Origin of the sequence: Streptomyces sp. NPDC001728 (genome assembly GCF_040297565.1) — a bacterium.
In the GTDB taxonomy this organism is placed as follows: domain Bacteria; phylum Actinomycetota; class Actinomycetes; order Streptomycetales; family Streptomycetaceae; genus Streptomyces.
This window is the reverse complement of the sequence record NZ_JBEOZK010000010.1, coordinates 124128-139768: the sequence shown is the minus strand read 5'-3', so window position 1 is coordinate 139768 and position 15641 is coordinate 124128. Positions and strand designations below refer to the sequence as shown.

General features: G+C 72.2%; 18 protein-coding genes. 10 read left to right on the top strand and 8 right to left on the bottom strand.

Going from position 1 to position 15641, the window contains the following annotated elements:
- Positions 1-4 precede the first annotated feature (4 nt).
- On the top strand, positions 5-1087 hold the full coding sequence (locus ABT154_RS17495; protein WP_351857702.1) for an LLM class flavin-dependent oxidoreductase: 1083 nt from the start codon (positions 5-7) through the stop codon (positions 1085-1087).
- Positions 1088-1246: 159 nt separating this feature from the next.
- Positions 1247-1504, top strand: a complete 258-nt coding sequence (locus ABT154_RS17490) for a WhiB family transcriptional regulator (RefSeq protein ID WP_351857701.1) — start codon at positions 1247-1249, stop codon at positions 1502-1504.
- A gap of 20 nt (positions 1505-1524) precedes the next feature.
- Here the strand turns inward: ABT154_RS17490 and ABT154_RS17485 are convergent, their stop codons facing one another.
- The 3 genes from ABT154_RS17485 to ABT154_RS17475 form a co-directional block, all read right to left on the bottom strand.
- Positions 1525-2499 (bottom strand): acyl-ACP desaturase, encoded by a 975-nt coding sequence (locus ABT154_RS17485; protein ID WP_351857700.1) that lies wholly within the window; start codon positions 2497-2499, stop codon positions 1525-1527.
- A gap of 225 nt (positions 2500-2724) precedes the next feature.
- Positions 2725-2985 (bottom strand): hypothetical protein, encoded by a 261-nt coding sequence (locus ABT154_RS17480; RefSeq protein ID WP_351857699.1) that lies wholly within the window; start codon positions 2983-2985, stop codon positions 2725-2727.
- Positions 2986-2996: 11 nt separating this feature from the next.
- On the bottom strand, positions 2997-3848 hold the full coding sequence (locus ABT154_RS17475; RefSeq protein WP_351857698.1) for a helix-turn-helix domain-containing protein: 852 nt from the start codon (positions 3846-3848) through the stop codon (positions 2997-2999).
- A 146-nt stretch (positions 3849-3994) separates the two neighbouring features.
- Here ABT154_RS17475 and ABT154_RS17470 point away from each other — a divergent pair, with 146 nt between their 5' ends.
- Positions 3995-4468, top strand: coding sequence for an ATP-binding protein (locus tag ABT154_RS17470; RefSeq protein ID WP_351857697.1), 474 nt, complete (start codon positions 3995-3997; stop codon positions 4466-4468).
- Here the strand turns inward: ABT154_RS17470 and ABT154_RS17465 are convergent.
- The 3 genes from ABT154_RS17465 to ABT154_RS17455 all read right to left on the bottom strand — a co-directional run bounded on the left by ABT154_RS17465 (position 4454) and on the right by ABT154_RS17455 (position 7406).
- Positions 4454-6121: an ABC-F family ATP-binding cassette domain-containing protein gene (locus ABT154_RS17465; RefSeq protein WP_351857696.1), complete on the bottom strand. Its 1668-nt coding sequence runs from the start codon at positions 6119-6121 to the stop codon at positions 4454-4456. The two genes, ABT154_RS17470 and ABT154_RS17465, sit on opposite strands and share 15 nt — an antisense overlap.
- Before the next feature lie 271 nt (positions 6122-6392).
- A complete protein-coding gene (gene ssgD / locus ABT154_RS17460; protein ID WP_351857695.1) occupies positions 6393-6809 on the bottom strand; it encodes a spore wall synthesis regulator SsgD in 417 nt (138 codons plus the stop codon).
- A 132-nt stretch (positions 6810-6941) separates the two neighbouring features.
- On the bottom strand, positions 6942-7406 hold the full coding sequence (locus ABT154_RS17455; protein WP_351857694.1) for a (4Fe-4S)-binding protein: 465 nt from the start codon (positions 7404-7406) through the stop codon (positions 6942-6944).
- Positions 7407-7482: 76 nt separating this feature from the next.
- Between ABT154_RS17455 and ABT154_RS17450 the strand changes: the two genes are divergently transcribed.
- Positions 7483-8715: a WD40/YVTN/BNR-like repeat-containing protein gene (locus ABT154_RS17450; RefSeq protein WP_502969529.1), complete on the top strand. Its 1233-nt coding sequence runs from the start codon at positions 7483-7485 to the stop codon at positions 8713-8715.
- 98 nt (positions 8716-8813) lie between these two features.
- Here ABT154_RS17450 and ABT154_RS17445 read toward each other — a convergent pair whose 3' ends face one another.
- Positions 8814-9113, bottom strand: a complete 300-nt coding sequence (locus ABT154_RS17445; protein ID WP_351857693.1) for a YciI family protein — start codon at positions 9111-9113, stop codon at positions 8814-8816.
- 106 nt (positions 9114-9219) lie between these two features.
- On the opposite strand from ABT154_RS17445, the gene ABT154_RS17440 reads away from it, so the two are divergent.
- From ABT154_RS17440 to ABT154_RS17430, 3 genes are all read left to right on the top strand, one after another.
- Positions 9220-9915, top strand: coding sequence for an endonuclease V (locus ABT154_RS17440; protein WP_351857692.1), 696 nt, complete (start codon positions 9220-9222; stop codon positions 9913-9915).
- A 108-nt stretch (positions 9916-10023) separates the two neighbouring features.
- The gene (gene mmpA, locus ABT154_RS17435) at positions 10024-10158 is read left to right on the top strand and encodes a morphogenic membrane protein MmpA (protein WP_351857691.1); all 135 of its coding nucleotides are present in this window, start codon (positions 10024-10026) and stop codon (positions 10156-10158) included.
- Positions 10155-10526 carry a VOC family protein gene (locus tag ABT154_RS17430; protein ID WP_351857690.1) on the top strand — a complete coding sequence of 124 codons (372 nt, stop codon included), beginning with the start codon at positions 10155-10157 and terminating at the stop codon, positions 10524-10526. Before mmpA ends, ABT154_RS17430 begins: the two co-directional genes overlap by 4 nt.
- 110 nt (positions 10527-10636) lie before the next feature.
- On the opposite strand, the gene ABT154_RS17425 is transcribed toward ABT154_RS17430, so the two are convergent.
- Positions 10637-11848 (bottom strand): saccharopine dehydrogenase family protein, encoded by a 1212-nt coding sequence (locus ABT154_RS17425; RefSeq protein WP_351857689.1) that lies wholly within the window; start codon positions 11846-11848, stop codon positions 10637-10639.
- Positions 11849-12048: 200 nt separating this feature from the next.
- Here ABT154_RS17425 and ABT154_RS17420 point away from each other — a divergent pair, with 200 nt between their 5' ends.
- The 3 genes from ABT154_RS17420 to ABT154_RS17410 are packed head-to-tail and all read left to right on the top strand — an operon-like array spanning position 12049 to position 15636.
- On the top strand, positions 12049-13236 hold the full coding sequence (locus ABT154_RS17420; protein ID WP_351857688.1) for a CaiB/BaiF CoA transferase family protein: 1188 nt from the start codon (positions 12049-12051) through the stop codon (positions 13234-13236).
- A complete protein-coding gene (locus tag ABT154_RS17415; protein ID WP_351857687.1) occupies positions 13233-14375 on the top strand; it encodes an acyl-CoA dehydrogenase family protein in 1143 nt (380 codons plus the stop codon). The genes ABT154_RS17420 and ABT154_RS17415 overlap by 4 nt, the downstream gene beginning before the upstream one ends.
- Positions 14376-14421: 46 nt before the next feature.
- Positions 14422-15636, top strand: coding sequence for an acetyl-CoA C-acetyltransferase (locus ABT154_RS17410; protein ID WP_317875577.1), 1215 nt, complete (start codon positions 14422-14424; stop codon positions 15634-15636).
- Positions 15637-15641: the final 5 nt, after the last annotated feature.

Here is a 15641-nt window from a genome sequence, read left to right as displayed (position 1 = left end):
CCCCATGGCCTCCACGCCCCCCGAAGTCCTCTGGTACATCATCCCGCGCGAAGGCGCCTACCCGTGGGAGCCGGCCGGACGCCGCCCGGTCGACCTCGGCTATCTGTCCCAGCTCGCCGGAACGGTCGAACGCCTCGGCTACACCGGTGCGCTGCTCGCCACCGACCTGTACGACGTGTGGCCGCTCGGCTCGGCGCTCGCCGCCTCCACCAGCACCCGCTTCAAGCCGCTGCTCGCCGTGCACCCGGGCCTGATCGCGCCGACCCTGCTGGCGAAGATGGCGCTGAGCTTCGACAACCTCTTCGGGGGGAGGCTCCGCTTCAACGTGGTCAACGGATCCACCACGGCGCTGCGGGAGTACGGGCTGCACGTCGAGCACGACGAGCGGTACGAACTGAGCGCCGAGTACTGGTCGATCGTGAAGCGGCTCACGGCCGGTGAGGTCTTCGACCACAAGGGGCGCTTCTACGAACTCAAGGACGCGGGCGCGTCGTTCCGCGATCTGCGGCCGGTCCAGGAACCGCACGTACCGCTCTGGTTCGGGGGTTCCTCGGCGCCCGGCATCGAGATGGCCGCCGAGCACGTCGACGTCTACCTCACCTGGGGCGAGCCCCCGGAGCTGCTGAAGGAGAAGCTCGACCACGTACGGGCGCGGGCCGCCGCGCACGGCCGCACCCTCCGCATCGGTCTGCGCCTGCACCTCATCGTCCGCGACACCGAGGACGAGGCCTGGGCCGCCGCCGACCGCCTCCTGGATGTCACCAGCGAGGCGACGTACGCCCGGCAGCTCGGCGGGCGTACGGGCGAGGACGGGGTGGGCTGGCAGCGCCAGTTCCGCCAGCACGGCGGAAAGGTGCCGGCCAGGGCCCGCGAACTGGAGACCCACCCGAACCTGTGGCCCGGCATGAGCCTGTTCCGCCCCGGCCCGGGAACGGCGGTCGTCGGCTCCACGGCCCAGGTGGTGGAACGGCTCCAGGAGTACCAGGACCTGGGCGTGGACACCTTCATCCTGTCCGGCAACCCCCTCCTTGAGGAGGCCTACCGAGTGGCGGAAACGGTCCTGCCGGCGCTGGGCGTCAGCCGCTGAGGCCGGGGTCGGCGCACTCGGCCCGCGGATTGCGGGCTGCGGCCTGTGGTCGTCGAGCGGTGACGCACGCCGATCTCCAACGGCGTGACAAACCTTTCGGCGCGCCGCATTGATCGAACGTTGATGGCTCGTTTACGACCCTGCGGCAGCGTGTACCGCATGCAGACCTACACGACCGTACTGACCGCGCCGGTGCCCGACATGTCCTGGCAGGAGACCGCTCTGTGCGCCCAGGCCGGGCCGGAGTTCTTCTTTCCCGCGCCGGGTTCCTCGACGCGCGAGGCGAAGCAGCTGTGCGGGGCGTGCGAAGGGCGCCTCGCGTGCCTGGAGTACGCGCTGACGCACGACGAGAGGTTCGGTGTGTGGGGCGGGCTCTCGGAGAAGGAGCGGGGGCGGCTCAAGCGGCAGAGCCGCTGAGCCACCCCCGGGGCGCCCGCTCAGCCGGCCGCGCGCGCGGCCATCCGGGCCTTGCGGGCCGCGAGCTTCTCGTCGAACTTGCTCGCCTCGGAGTCCAGACCGTTCATGTACAGGCCCAGCTCCTCCTGGGCGCGCAGGCCCTCCGGGCCGAGGCCGTCGATCTGGAGGACCTTGAGGAAGCGCAGGACGGGCTGGAGCACGTCGTCGTGGTGGATGCGCATGTTGTAGATCTCGCCGATCGCCATCTGCGCCGCCGCCCGCTCGAAGCCCGGCATGCCGTGTCCGGGCATCCGGAAGTTGACCACGACGTCACGTACGGCCTGCATCGTCAGGTCGGGGGCGATCTCGAAGGCCGCGCCCAGCAGGTTGCGGTAGAAGACCATGTGCAGGTTCTCGTCGGTGGCGATGCGCGAGAGCATCCGGTCGCAGACCGGGTCACCGGACTGGTGGCCGGTGTTGCGGTGCGAGATGCGGGTCGCGAGCTCCTGGAAGGCGACGTACGCCACGGAGTGCAGCATCGAGTGCCGGTTGTCGGACTCGAAGCCCTCGCTCATGTGTGCCATCCGGAACTGCTCCAGCTTGTCCGGATCGACGGCGCGCGAGGCGAGCAGGTAGTCGCGCATCACGATGCCGTGACGGCCCTCCTCGGCGGTCCAGCGGTGCACCCAGGTGCCCCAGGCGCCGTCGCGGCCGAAGAGGCCGGCGATCTCGTGGTGGTAGCTGGGGAGGTTGTCCTCGGTGAGCAGGTTGACCACGAGGGCGATCTTGCCGATCTCCGTGACCTTGGACTGCGAGGGCTCCCAGGCCTCTCCGTCCTCGAAGAAGCCGGGGAAGTTCCGGCCGTCGGACCATGGCACGTACTCGTGCGGCATCCAGTCCTTGGTCACCTTGAGGTGCCGGTTGAGCTCCTTCTCCACGACCTCTTCCAGCGCGTAGAGCAGGCGCGCGTCGGTCCACTCCGCAGAGCTGCCGAGGTGGGGAGAGGTGAGCGTCACGGGGACTCCTGGGGACGGAGAAGGGCATACGGGCATACCTACGGATTCGTAGGTTACGAGACCGTAGGTTAAGGCTCCGTAAGGTGTCGGCCAAGCCCCTCCCGGCGATGTCCGGTTACGTTCCGTTATGTGTGCTGCTCAGTTGTGTCGCCGGAGATGCAGGTCACGTCCAGGTCGGCGTCGGACGGGCCGGTGGGCGACTACACAGCGCAGGTATCCGGCGGCTCAGAGCAGATGGTCGGCCGCGCCGGCCTTCACCGCGCAGATCAGTGCCCGCAGCGCTTCCATCGAGTCGCTGACGTACGCGCCGGGGGTGAGCGTCGAGCCGATGTAGGCCCGGCCGGTGTCGTCGAGGCCGAAGCGGAAGCAGTTGGCACCCTCGCTGCAGAAGGCCTCGCTCCAGTCGATCTCGACGGCCGGGCGTCCGGCCGGGGCGTTGGCGGCGAGGGAGTCGGTGATGGCGGGGGAGTCGGTGATGACGTTCATGGTCGGGTCCTTCACAGGTCCTGGGCGATGGTGCGGATGAACGCGCGCGACTCGTCCGCGGACAGCGAGAGTCCGCGCAGACGGTCCAACAGGCCACGGTATCGCCGGAGTTGCATATCGGTATCGAGGAGGAGCGACCCGTGGGAGGAGTCGAGCTGCACGGTGTCGAGCTGCGGAACGGGCGCGCCCACACAGGTGAACGACTGGCCCGCCCCGGGGAAACCCCCCGCGGCGAAGGGGATGACGCGCACGGAGACGGTCTCCCGCTCCGACTGGGCGACTATGTGCTCCAGTTGCTCCCGGGCGACCTCCGGTCCACCGAACTGCATGCGCAGTGCCGCCTCGTGGATCACGGCCTCGTAGCGGACCGGCCGTTCGCGTTCCAGCACCTGCCGGCGGCGCAGGCGCAGGGAGAGCCGGGCCTCCAGATCAGGTCCGGGCAGCGGCGGGACGGCGGCGCCGAAGACGGCCCGCGCGTGCTCCTCGGTCTGCAGCAGGCCGGGGGTGTGGGTGGTGACGGCGGTGTGCAACTCCGCTGCGTGATACTCCAGTTCGGCGATGTCGAGCAGTGCGGGCGGCAGTAGTCCCCGGTGCTCCTCCCACCATCCCCGGTCCCGTTCCTGGGCCATCGCGGCGAGCAGGTCGACGAGCGCGGTGTCCGGGCAGCCGTAGTTGAAGGCGAGGGTCCGGACGCGCTCGGCGCTGATCCCGAACCGGCCGGACTCGATGTTCGGGATGCGGGTGCGGTCGACGCCCAGCAGGGCGGCGGCCTGCTGCGCCGACATCCCCGACTGCTCGCGCAGTTTGCGCAGTTCGCTCCCGAGTCGCTGTTGACGTGCGGTCGGACTCCTCCTGGGTGGCACGCTCGGTCTCTCCTTCGCCGATGTGGTCGGAACGGTATAAGTGCCCGCAAGTAGTAGCACTGTGCTCCGGCGGTACGCTACGGTCGGTAGCGCAAGTCTCACACGGGGCTACCGGCCGTGTGGAGCTACCCCCCAGCACAGGAAATGTGAGCTACCCGATGAAGGGCGCACTGCGTTGCCTCCCGTCCGCCGTCGCGGCCGGGCCCATACCCCCCGCCACGGAGAACCTCAGTTACTCGATGCTCCTCCCCGGAGGGGCCTACTGCGCCGGACTCGCCCGGCGGTCCGTCGAATCGCTCCTGGACAGACACGGCCTCTCCGAACTCTGTGACACCGCCGCCCTCGCCGCCTCCGAACTGGTCTCCGCCGCCTACCGGTTCACCCCCGACCGCGAGATGATCCTGCGCGTGCGATGGCAGTTCGGGGCGCTGCGGATCGTCCTCTACGACCAGCATCCGGCGCACGGCACACCCGCCGCGGCCGAGGAATGCCGCGACCGCCGCAGCAGCAGCATGTGGCTGCTGGCCGCGGCGGTCGACGAGGACGGAGGGGACTGGGGACTCGCCCCCGTCCTCACTCCGGGCGGCGGCACCAAGTCCTGGGCCTTACTCCACCGTTAGGGCCGGTCCACGACGGGGAGCCGGGGTCGTCCCCCTGACCTCCTCAGCCGTCGTCGGCCGCAGCGCTCCGTCGAGCAGCAGCCAGCGGGTGATTCCGAGCGACTCCAGGAACGTCACGTCGTGGCTCGCCACGATCAGCGCCCCCTCGTAGGCGTCGAGCGCCGCCGTGAGCTTCCGTACCGACGCCATGTCCAGGTTGTTCGTCGGCTCGTCCAGCATCAGCAGCTGCGGAGCCGGCTCGGCGAGCAGCAGCGCCGCGAGCGTCGCCCGGAACCGCTCCCCGCCCGACAGGGAGCCCACGGGCTGATCGGCCCGCGCACCCCGGAACAGGAAGCGCGCCAGCCGGGCCCGGATCGTGTTCCCCGTCGCGGTGGGCGCGAACCGGGCCACGTTCTCCACGATGCTCAGCCCGTCGTCGAGGACGTCGAGCCGCTGCGGCAGGAAGCGCAGCGGCACCCGCGCGTCCGTCTCGCCCGCCACCGGTTCGAGCTCCCCGGCGATCGTCCGCAGCAGCGTCGTCTTCCCCGCGCCGTTCCGGCCGACCAGTGCGATCCGCTCAGGACCGCGCAGCTCGAACTCCCCTTCCACCCGGGCCCCGTACCGCAGCTCGAGGTCCTTGAGGCGCAGCACCTCGCGGCCCGGCGGCACCGAGGTGCGGGGCAGCTCGACGCGGATCTCGTCGTCGTCCCGCACCAGCTCCACCGCGGCGTCGAGCCGTTCCCGCGCCTCGGAGAGACGCTCCGTGTGCAGGGCGCGGTGCTTGCCCGCCGAGACCTGGGCCTCGCTCCTGCGGTTGTTCGCCACGATCTTCGGGACGACCTTGTTCTCGTAGCTCTTCTGCCCGAAGCGCTTCCGGCGGGCCAGCTTCATCTGGGCGTCGGAGAGCTCCCGCTTCTGACGCTGTACGTCGGCCTCGGCGACCCGTACCATCCGCTCCGCAGCGTCCTGCTCGGCGGCGAGCGCCGCCTCGTAGTCGGACCAGGCGCCGCCGTACCAGGCGACGGTCCCGTCGCGCAGATCGGCGATCTGGTCGACACGCTCCAGGAGTTCACGGTCGTGACTGACCACGACCAGGACGCCGGACCAGTTCTCCACGGCCTCGTACAGCCGGGCCCGGGCCTGCCGGTCCAGGTTGTTCGTCGGCTCGTCGAGCAGCAGGACGTCGGGGCGGGCGAGCAGCAGCGCGGCCAGGCGGAGGAGTACGGACTCGCCGCCCGAGACCTCGCCGACGGTCCGGTCGAGACCGACGGTCCCCAGCCCGAGCTGGTCGAGGGTGGCGCGGGCCCGCTCCTCCACGTCCCAGTCGTCGCCGATCACGGTGAAGTGCTCCTCCGCGGGGTCGCCCGACTCGATGGCGTGCAGGGCGGCCCGCTTCGCCGCGATGCCGAGGATCTCGTCGACCCGCCGAGTCGTGTCGAGCACGAGGTTCTGCGGGAGGTAACCGAGTTCGCCCGTGACCTGGACGGTGCCGGAGGCCGGGGTCAGTTCACCCGCGATCAGCTTGAGGAGCGTGGACTTGCCGGAGCCGTTCAGTCCGACGAGACCGGTGCGGCCGGGTCCGACCGCGAGCCGGAAGTCGTCGAGGACCGTGGTGCCGTCGGGCCAGGAGAAGGAGAGCGAGTTACAGGTGATGAACGTGGGGTGATGCGCCATAGGGGTCTCCCGGGTGCGTGAGCGCGAGCGTGAGGTGATGCGACGCGTGGAGACACCGGGGCGCGGGCTGTCGAAAGAACGGCTCGTACGCCGAGGTCGAGAACGGCACACGCGGCACAGGGGGCACGCGCGGCACGGTGTCTCGCAACCTCAGACGAGCAACGTCCTTCTCCGATCAGGTGACGACTAGGACATGGAAGACGGTACGCCGGGGCACGGGAGCGCCGCAAACGAATTACGGCGGCCGAGCGGCGGGGGCCCCGGCCAACCGCTACGGGCGCTCGCGCAGCAGCTCCGCCAGATCCTGGTCCCAGTCCAGGTACTGGTGCTCGCGCCCCGCGGGCACCAGATGCTGCGAGCGCTCCAGGAAGCGGCGCAGCTCCGAGGTCCGTACGTGGACCATCGCGACGCCCTCGGGGGCGTGGAACTCGACCACCGTGCGGTCGTACCCGTACGGGCGTAGCCGTACGTCCCCGTCCCCGGCCGGGCGCTCGACGCCCTGCACCAGGAGTTCACGCGCGAACGCCCACGACACCTCGACGCCCTCCAGGGTCGCCGGGGGCGGGAACGCCATGCTCACGGCGTACGGATCCCCGCGGTCGTACCGCAGCGTGGCGGGGACGGTCTCCATGCGCGGAGCGGATGCGACCAGTCGGGCCTGGACGGCCTGCTCGATGACGGCGGACAAGACCGGCTCCTCTCACACGGGCTTCGGATCCTGTGCGTCTCCCCGACACCAGGGCACCTGACACCAGAAAGGACGAGCGGAACGGCCGGAACGTGCACTGCGGACGCACGTGAGCTGCGTCACCGGGAAGGATCAGCGCTGCTCGGGGACGTCGTCGTCCGGTTCGGCGCAGGGTCCGGAGTGGTCGCAGTACGGCTGGTTTCCCGACGCTCCGCAGCCGCACAGCATCACCCGCGTCTCGTGCCGCTCGCCCGTCGCGCCGCTCACGAGGAGGTCGCCGCGCATGACGAGCTGGCCGGAGGGAGTGCGGTGCACCGTGGTGGGGGAGTCGGGGCGCTCGGCGGGGCCCTCGGCCGGGTGGTACTGGAGCGCTCCGGAGGGGCAGCGGCGGACGACCTCCGCGACGAGGGCGGGTTCGGCGGCGTCGGGCAGCACCCAGGGGCGCCGGGAGAGGTCGAAGACCTCGGGCAGCCCGTGGACGCATTCGGCCGCGTGCAGACAGCGACGCGGCTCGAACGTGACGGTGATCCCCTCGCCCTCGTACTCCTTGAGCTTCGGCTGCTCGTCGGGCGGGCGCTCGCTCGTGCGGTCGGTCATGGCACCCAGCCTAGGAACGTCCGGCGGGGGACGCACCCTGGACGGGGAGCGGCCGGGGGCGCTAGCTTCCGGCGCCATGACGTCCATGGGGAAGACGAGACGAATGATGTCGGTGGGACTGACCGGGGCGGCGCTCGCGCTGACCCTGGCGGGCCCGGCGCGGGCCGGGGAGACCCCCACGGCGGCGACCGTCACCGACACGGCCGACAGTCGGGCGAGTACGGCCACGGCCACGGCCGACGGGCGAGCGAGTACGGCCACGGCCACGGCCGACGGGCGAGCGAGTGCTCCCGGCCCGGGAGCCGGCGCCGCCGCGCCCGGCTGGCAGCTCACCCCGACCGGCACCGACGCCCGCTTCCGGGGTCTCGCGGCCGTCGACCGGGCGACCGCCTGGGCCGCCGGGTCCAAGGGCACGGTGCTGCGGACCACCGACGGCGGCCGGAGCTGGCGAAACGTCTCGCCGCCGGGTGCGGGCGAGCTGGAGTTCCGGGATGTGGAGGCCTTCGACGCCCGCAGGGCCGTCGTCCTGGCCATCGGCGAGGGCGAGGCCTCGCGCGTCCTGCGCACCGAGGACGGCGGCACGACCTGGACCGAGTCCTTCCGCAACACCGACCCGCGCGCCTTCTACGACTGCATGACCTTCTTCGACCCCCGCCACGGACTCGCCATGAGCGACCCCGTCGACGGGAAGTACCGCATCCTCTCCACCCGCGACGGCGGCCGTTCCTGGCGGGTGCTGCCGAGCGCCGGCATGCCGGACGCGCTCCCCGGCGAGGCGGGCTTCGCGGCGAGTGGCCAGTGCCTGGTCTCGGCCGGCCCCGAGGACGTATGGCTCGCGACGGGCGGCGGGGCCACCGGGCGCGTCCTGCACTCCGCCGACCGGGGGGTGACCTGGCGGGCCACCGCCTCCCCGATCCCGGCGGGCGACCCGGCCAGGGGAGTCTTCGGGCTCGCCTTCCGCGACCGCGCGCACGGCATCGCCGTCGGCGGCGACTACCGCAAGGACCAGCCGTCCCCTCAGGCCGCGGCGGTGACCGGGGACGGCGGTCGCACCTGGCGCGCCTCGGCCACGCCCCCGCCCGCGTACCGCTCCGGCGTCGCCTGGCTCCCGCACAGCAGGGCGGCGGCGCTGGCCGTCGGCCCGACGGGCACGGACCTGACGACCGACGGCGGTCGCACCTGGCGCACGGTCGACACCGGCTCGTACGACACGGTGGACTGCACGCGCGACGGTGGGTGCTGGGCCTCCGGTGAGAAGGGCCGCATCGCCCGGCTCACCCCCGGCCGACCGGGCGGGCCGCTGGGCTAGTACGGGGCCGGGGGGCTTCCCGTACTCCGCCACGGAGGTAACTGTCCGGAACTGCGAAGGCAGCTGTCCCGGAGCTACGCGGGCAGCTGTTCCGGGGACTACGCGGGCAGCTGTTCCCGGAAGGCCGCCAGCCCGTCCGCCGTCTTCGTCGCGTAGAACTCCGTGATGCGGTACGCGCACACGCCCTCGGCGCTGAACGGGTCGGCCGCCGCGATCCTCTCGATCTGCGCGCGGTCGACCCCGGCGGCCAGGATCACCCCGCCGTCGCGCGGGTTCTTCCGCCCGGACGCGAGGAACACGCCCGCGGCGTACTGCTCGTCGAGCCACTCGATGTGCGCGTCGAGCAGCGCGTCGACCCGCTCGACGGGCGCGGTGTAGGTCAATTCCAGTACGAACATGATCGCCAGGCTACCGGGCGCGGTGGGGGCGGAAGCGGGCCGTACCAGCCCTCGGACTCGCCTCGGAGTCCCTCCGGCACGCCCCCGGCGTAGGGTGGCCCGCACCATGACGATCATCGACATTCCGGCCGGCTGGCCCGCAGACGAGACCTCCGCCCGAGCCATCCAGCGGGAACTGCGCGGGCGCCTCGTACGCGAGGAGGAGGGTCCGGCGGTCGGCGAGGGCCACGTCACCGGCCTCGACGTGGCCTATGACGACGAGCGGGACCTCGTCGCCGCCGCGGCCGTCGTGCTCGACGCCCGGACCCTGGAGGTCGTCGACGAGGTCACCGCCGTCGGCCGGGTCTCCTTCCCCTACGTCCCCGGGCTGCTCGCCTTCCGGGAGATCCCGACCGTGCTCGCGGCGCTCGACCGGCTGGCCGCCGACCCGGGCCTCCTCGTCTGCGACGGCTACGGCGTCGCCCACCCCCGCCGCTTCGGTCTCGCCAGCCACCTCGGGGTGCTCACCGGACTGCCGTCCCTCGGCGTCGCGAAGAACCCCTTCACCTTCGCGTACGAGCAACCCGGCCCCGAGCGCGGCGAGTTCGCCCCGCTCCTGGCCGACGGCGAGGAGGTCGGCAGGGCCCTGCGCAGCCAGACGGGCGTGAAGCCCGTGTTCGTCTCCGTCGGCCACCGGGTCTCCCTCGCCAACGCCTGCGCCCACACTCTCCACCTCACCCCGCGCTACCGCATCCCGGAGACCACCCGTCACGCCGACTCCCTCTGTCGCCGCGCCCTGAAAGAGGCGATCGGGGAGCTTTGAGGGCCTGGTGCCGGGCGCCTGGCGGGACCTGGTGCGCGGAACCGCTTGGTACGACTGAGTACCTGTACGGATACCGGCCCGTGACCCGATCCCGGCAGAGTGGGGGCCATGACGACTTCCCTTCCCGCTCCGCCGCGTTCCGTCGGGCGCGGCCTGAACCTGGTCCTCGCCGGTGCCGCCCTCGTCACCACGGCGTGGGCCTGCGCCATGACGTACGTGCTCTTCGCCTGGGCCGTCGCGTGATCGGGCGCCTTCGGTGCCTCGTGCTCGACTGCCCCGACGCCGAGGAACTGGCATGGTTCTACCGGCAGTTGGTCGGCGGCCGGATCGACCGCCCCGATCCCCGGTGGGCCGTCGGTGAGGGCTCCGTCGTGCTGCGCGGTGAGGGCGGGCCGGTACTCGCCTTCCAGAGCGTGGCCGATCACCGGCCGCCCGTCTGGGGTGCGCCCGAGCAGCAGTTCCTTCTCGACGTACTGGTCGACGACCTGAGTGCCGCCCACGAGTCCGTCCTCGCGCTCGGGGCGGTCCCGCTCGACGGCGGGGGCGGCGACCCGGCCCGACGCGTCTATGCGGACCCGGCGGGCCACCCCTTCCGCCTGGTGGGGGTCTGACCTCGGGTGCTTGGGCCCGGGTGGGGATACGGCTCCGGCCTCGGCAGGCGTACGTCCCCGCCCGCGCGGCCCCCTGCCGCGCCCGCACGCCGCCCCGGTCCGCCCCCCTGTCAGCCCCGGTGGGCCACCCGGAAGCGGATGCCCGCCGCGCGGAGCCGGTCGATCAGCGCGTCGCCCATCGCGACCGCCGTGGTCACCTGGCCCGCCGTCTTCGGCAGCGGGTCGAAGGCCAGGCAGAGGGCCGACTCGGCGAGCATCTTCGCCGTCTCGTCGTAGCCCGGGTCGCCGCCCGAGACCTCGGTGAAGACGCGCCGTCCGCCGCCCTCGCCGACGAACCGCACGGTGAACCAGCTGCGCGCGCGCCGCTCGGCGGACGGCCCCTGACCCGCCTGGTATCGGTTCATCAACCACAGGCGTACGGGCGGGAGTTGGGCGGCGAGGACACCCGTGCCGATGGCCGCGGTGCCCCCGATGGCGACCGGGAGCGTCTTCACGGAGGCGTAGTGCCGATAGCGGAAGTCCGGCCCGTAACGGTCGATGGCCCGGGCCGAGCGGGCCACGACCTGCGGGTCGAGCGTCGGCAGCGGCAGCGCCCAGGTGCCGGTCTCCCGGCTGAAACGCGGCCCGCCGATCGGCGCACGGGCCCGGCGCCCGACCAGGCGCGGTTCGTGCAGGTGCCGTTCGCGCGCGGCCCGCAGGATCTCCCGGCCCCGGCCGAACGCGGTGAGCGCGGAGGCGAAGGTGCCGCCGGAGAAGGTGGCCCCGGCCCGGACGAAACCGTCCACGCGGAGCGGCACGCCCTCCGGGAGCTGCCGCACGGTGAAGTAGACGCCCAGGTCGTGCGGGACGGAGTCGAAACCGCAGGCGTGCACGATGCGGGCGCCGGTCTCCCGGGCGCGGGCGTCGTGCCGTACGTACGTCTGATCGACGAATTCGGCCTCGCCGGTGAGGTCCACGCAGTCCGTGCCGGCCTCCGCGCAGGCGGCGACGAGCCCGTCGCCGTACCAGACGTACGGTCCGACCGTGGTGGCCACCACCCGCGTGGACTCGGCGAGTTCGCGCAGCGAGCCGGGGTCGGCGGAGTCCGCGAGGAGCAGCGGCAGCTCCGCGAGGTGCGGCCGGCCCGCGGCGAGCCGGTCCCGCAGGGCCTCCAGCTTGCCGAGGCTGCGCCCGGCCAGCGCCCAGCGGCACTCCGCCGGGGCGTGGCCGGCCAGGTACTCCGCGGTGAGCTCGCCCACGAATCCGGTCGCCCCGAAGAGGACCACGTCGTACGGCCTCGCTCCGGCCCCGCGTCCCACGTCCACGCCCGCGTCTGTGTCCATCCAGCCCCTCGTCTCGGCCGTGCCGCGCCGCCCGGCGCGATGCTCGTCGGCGGAGGATAGCGGACCTCCGCGCCGACTCCGACCGCCCCCGGCCCGGCAATTTCCAAGCGCTTGCTCGGCCGGGGGGCTTGTGCCGAGTGGAACACGTTCCTAGCATCTCCGGTGTTACATCATTGGTGTCACACATGCCTGGGGGCTCGATGAGGACGACGCACACCGCCGGGAACGGCCCGCTCACCGGGGTGCGGGTGGTCGAACTCGCCGGCATCGGCCCCGGTCCCTTCGCCGCGATGCTCCTCGCCGACCTCGGCGCCGACGTCGTCCGCGTCGACCGGCCCGGCGGCGCCGGCCTCGGGATCGACCCGGCCCGCGACCTCACCAACCGCAACAAGCGCTCCGTGGTGGTCGACCTCAAGGCGGAGAGCGGCCCCGCCACCGTCCTCGACCTGGTCGAACGTGCCGACGTCCTCATCGAGGGCTACCGGCCGGGAGTCGCCGAGCGCCTCGGCGTCGGCCCCGACGCCTGCCTCGCCCGCAATCCGCGCCTCGTCTACGGACGGATGACCGGCTGGGGCCAGGACGGGCCGCTCGCCGCGACCGCCGGACACGACATCGGCTACATCGCGATCACCGGCGCGCTCGGCATGGTCGGCCCCGACCCCGACGGCCCGCCCGTCATCCCCGCCAACCTCGTCGGCGACTACGCGGGCGGCTCCCTCTACCTCGTCATCGGGGTCCTCGCCGCCCTCCAGCACGCCCGCGCGCACGGCGAGGGCCAGGTCGTCGACGCGGCCATCGTCGACGGCACCGCCCACCTCACCACCATGATCCACGGCATGCTCGCGGCCGGCGGCTGGCAGGACCGCCGGGGCGTCAACCTCCTCGACGGCGGCTGCCCCTTCTACGGCGTCTACGAGACCTCCGACGGCGGCCACATGGCGGTCGGGGCCCTGGAGGAGCAGTTCTACGCGGAGTTCGTCCGCCTCCTCGACATCGAGGAGATCGCCCCCGCCCGCCGCGACTTCGGCCGCTGGCCCGAACTGCGCGAGGCCGTCGCCGAGCGTTTCCGGAGCCGTACCCGCGAGGAGTGGACCGCCGTCTTCGACGGCAGCGACGCCTGTGTCGCCCCCGTCCTCTCCCTGCGCGAGGCGCCGTCCCACCCCCACCTCGCCGCCCGGGGCACCTTCACCGAGCGGGACGGCATCGCGCAGCCGGCCCCCGCGCCCCGCTTCTCCGCCACCCCCGGCACCCTCCGTACGGGCCCCGCCCTGCCCGGTGCCGACACGGCGGACGTCGCCCGCGACTGGGCCGTACCCGCCCTCGAAAGCCCCGCCGGAACCAGCCCCGCCGGAACCAGCCCCGCCCGGACCCAGGAGACCGAAGCATGAAGCGCCAGCTCTACACCGAGGACCACGAGGCCTTCCGCGGAGTCGTCCGCACCTTCCTGGAGAAGGAGGTGCTGCCCCACTACGAGCAGTGGGAGAAGGACGGCATCGTCTCCCGTGAGGTCTGGCTCGCCGCAGGACGGAAGGGCCTCCTCGGCATCGCCGTCGACGAGGAGTACGGCGGCGGCGGCAACCCCGACTTCCGCTACGCCTCCGTCCTGGCCGAGGAGTTCACCCGGGCCGGCACCCCCGGGCTCGCCATCGGCCTGCACAACGACATCATCGGCCCGTACCTGACCTCGCTCGGCACCGAGGAGCAGAAGCGGCGCTGGCTGCCCGGGTTCTGCTCCGGCGAGACGATCACCGCCATCGCCATGACGGAACCCGGCGCGGGCTCGGACCTCCAGGGCATCCGTACCACCGCCGAGGACCACGGGGACCACTGGATCCTCAACGGCTCCAAGACCTTCATCTCCAACGGCATCCTCGCGGACCTGGTGGTCGTCGTCGCCCGCACCACCCCGGAGGGCGGCGCGCACGGCCTCTCGCTGCTGGTGGTCGAGCGCGGAGCCGAGGGCTTCGAGCGCGGCCGGAACCTCGACAAGATCGGGCAGAAGTCCCAGGACACCGCCGAACTGTTCTTCCACGACGTCCGCGTCCCCAAGGGGAACCTGCTCGGCGAGCTGAACGGCGCCTTCGTCCACCTGATGACCAACCTCGCCCAGGAACGGATGGCCATCGCCGTCGCCGGCATCGCCGCCGCCGAACACCTCCTGGAGATCACCACCACGTACGTCAAGGAGCGCGAGGCCTTCGGGCGCCCGCTCTCCCGGCTCCAGCACATCCGTTTCGAGATCGCGGAGATGGCCACCGAGTGCGCCGTCACCCGGTCCTTCCTGGACCGCTGCATCGAGGAACACGCGGCCGGGACGCTGGACGCCGTGCACGCCTCCATGGCCAAGTGGTGGGCCACCGAACTCCAGAAGCGGGTCGCCGACCGCTGTCTGCAACTGCACGGCGGATACGGCTACATGAGCGAATTCCCGGTCGCCCGCGCCTACACCGACGGCCGGATCCAGACCATCTACGGCGGCACCACCGAGATCATGAAGGAGATCATCGGCCGTTCCCTCCTCGGCTGACCTCCCGCCGCCCGACTTCTCACACCCTCATCGCGAAAGGCTTTCCGTGAGCACCGAAGCGTACGTGTACGACGCGATCCGCACCCCGCGCGGACGCGGCAAGGCCAACGGCTCCCTGCACGGCACCAAGCCCATCGACCTGGTCGTCGGCCTCATCCGGGAGATCCAGACCCGCAACCCGGGTCTCGACCCCGCCACGATCGACGACATCGTCCTCGGCGTCGTCGGCCCCGTCGGTGACCAGGGCTCCGACATCGCCCGGATCGCCGCCATCGCCGCCGGTCTCCCCGACACCGTCGCCGGCGTCCAGGAGAACCGCTTCTGCGCCTCCGGCCTCGAAGCGGTCAACATGGCCGCCATGAAGGTCCGCTCCGGCTGGGAGGACCTCGTCCTCGCCGGCGGCGTGGAGTCCATGTCCCGGGTGCCGATGGCCTCCGACGGCGGCGCCTGGTTCTCCGACCCGATGACCAACCTGGAGACCAACTTCGTCCCCCAGGGCATCGGCGCCGACCTCATCGCCACCATCGAGGGCTTCACCCGCCGCGACGTCGACGAGTACGCCGCCCTCTCCCAGGAGCGCGCCGCCGCCGCCGTCAAGGACGGCCGTTTCGCCCGCTCCGTCGTCCCCGTCAGGGACCGCGCCGGACTCACCGTCCTCGACCACGACGAGTTCCTGCGCCCCGGCACCACCGCCGACTCGCTGGCCCGCCTCAAGCCCTCCTTCGCGGACATCGGCGAACTCGGCGGCTTCGACGCGGTCGCGCTGCAGAAGTACCACTGGGTCGAGGCGATCGACCACGTCCACCACGCGGGCAACTCCTCCGGCATCGTCGACGGCGCCTCCCTCGTCGCCATCGGCTCCAAGGAGGCGGGCGAGCGCAACGGCCTGACCCCGCGCGCCCGGATCGTGTCCGCGGCCGTCTCCGGCTCCGAGCCGACCATCATGCTCACCGGTCCCGCCCCGGCCACCCGCAAGGCCCTCGCCAAGGCCGGCCTCACCATCGACGACATCGACCTCGTCGAGATCAACGAGGCCTTCGCGGCCGTCGTCCTGCGCTTCGTCAAGGACATGGGCCTCTCCCTGGACAAGGTCAACGTCAACGGTGGCGCGATCGCGCTCGGCCACCCGCTCGGCGCCACCGGCGCGATGATCCTCGGCACCCTCGTCGACGAGCTGGAGCGGCAGGACAAGCGCTACGGCCTGGCCACCCTCTGCGTGGGCGGCGGCATGGGCATCGCCACCGTCGTCGAGCGCGTCTGACCGTC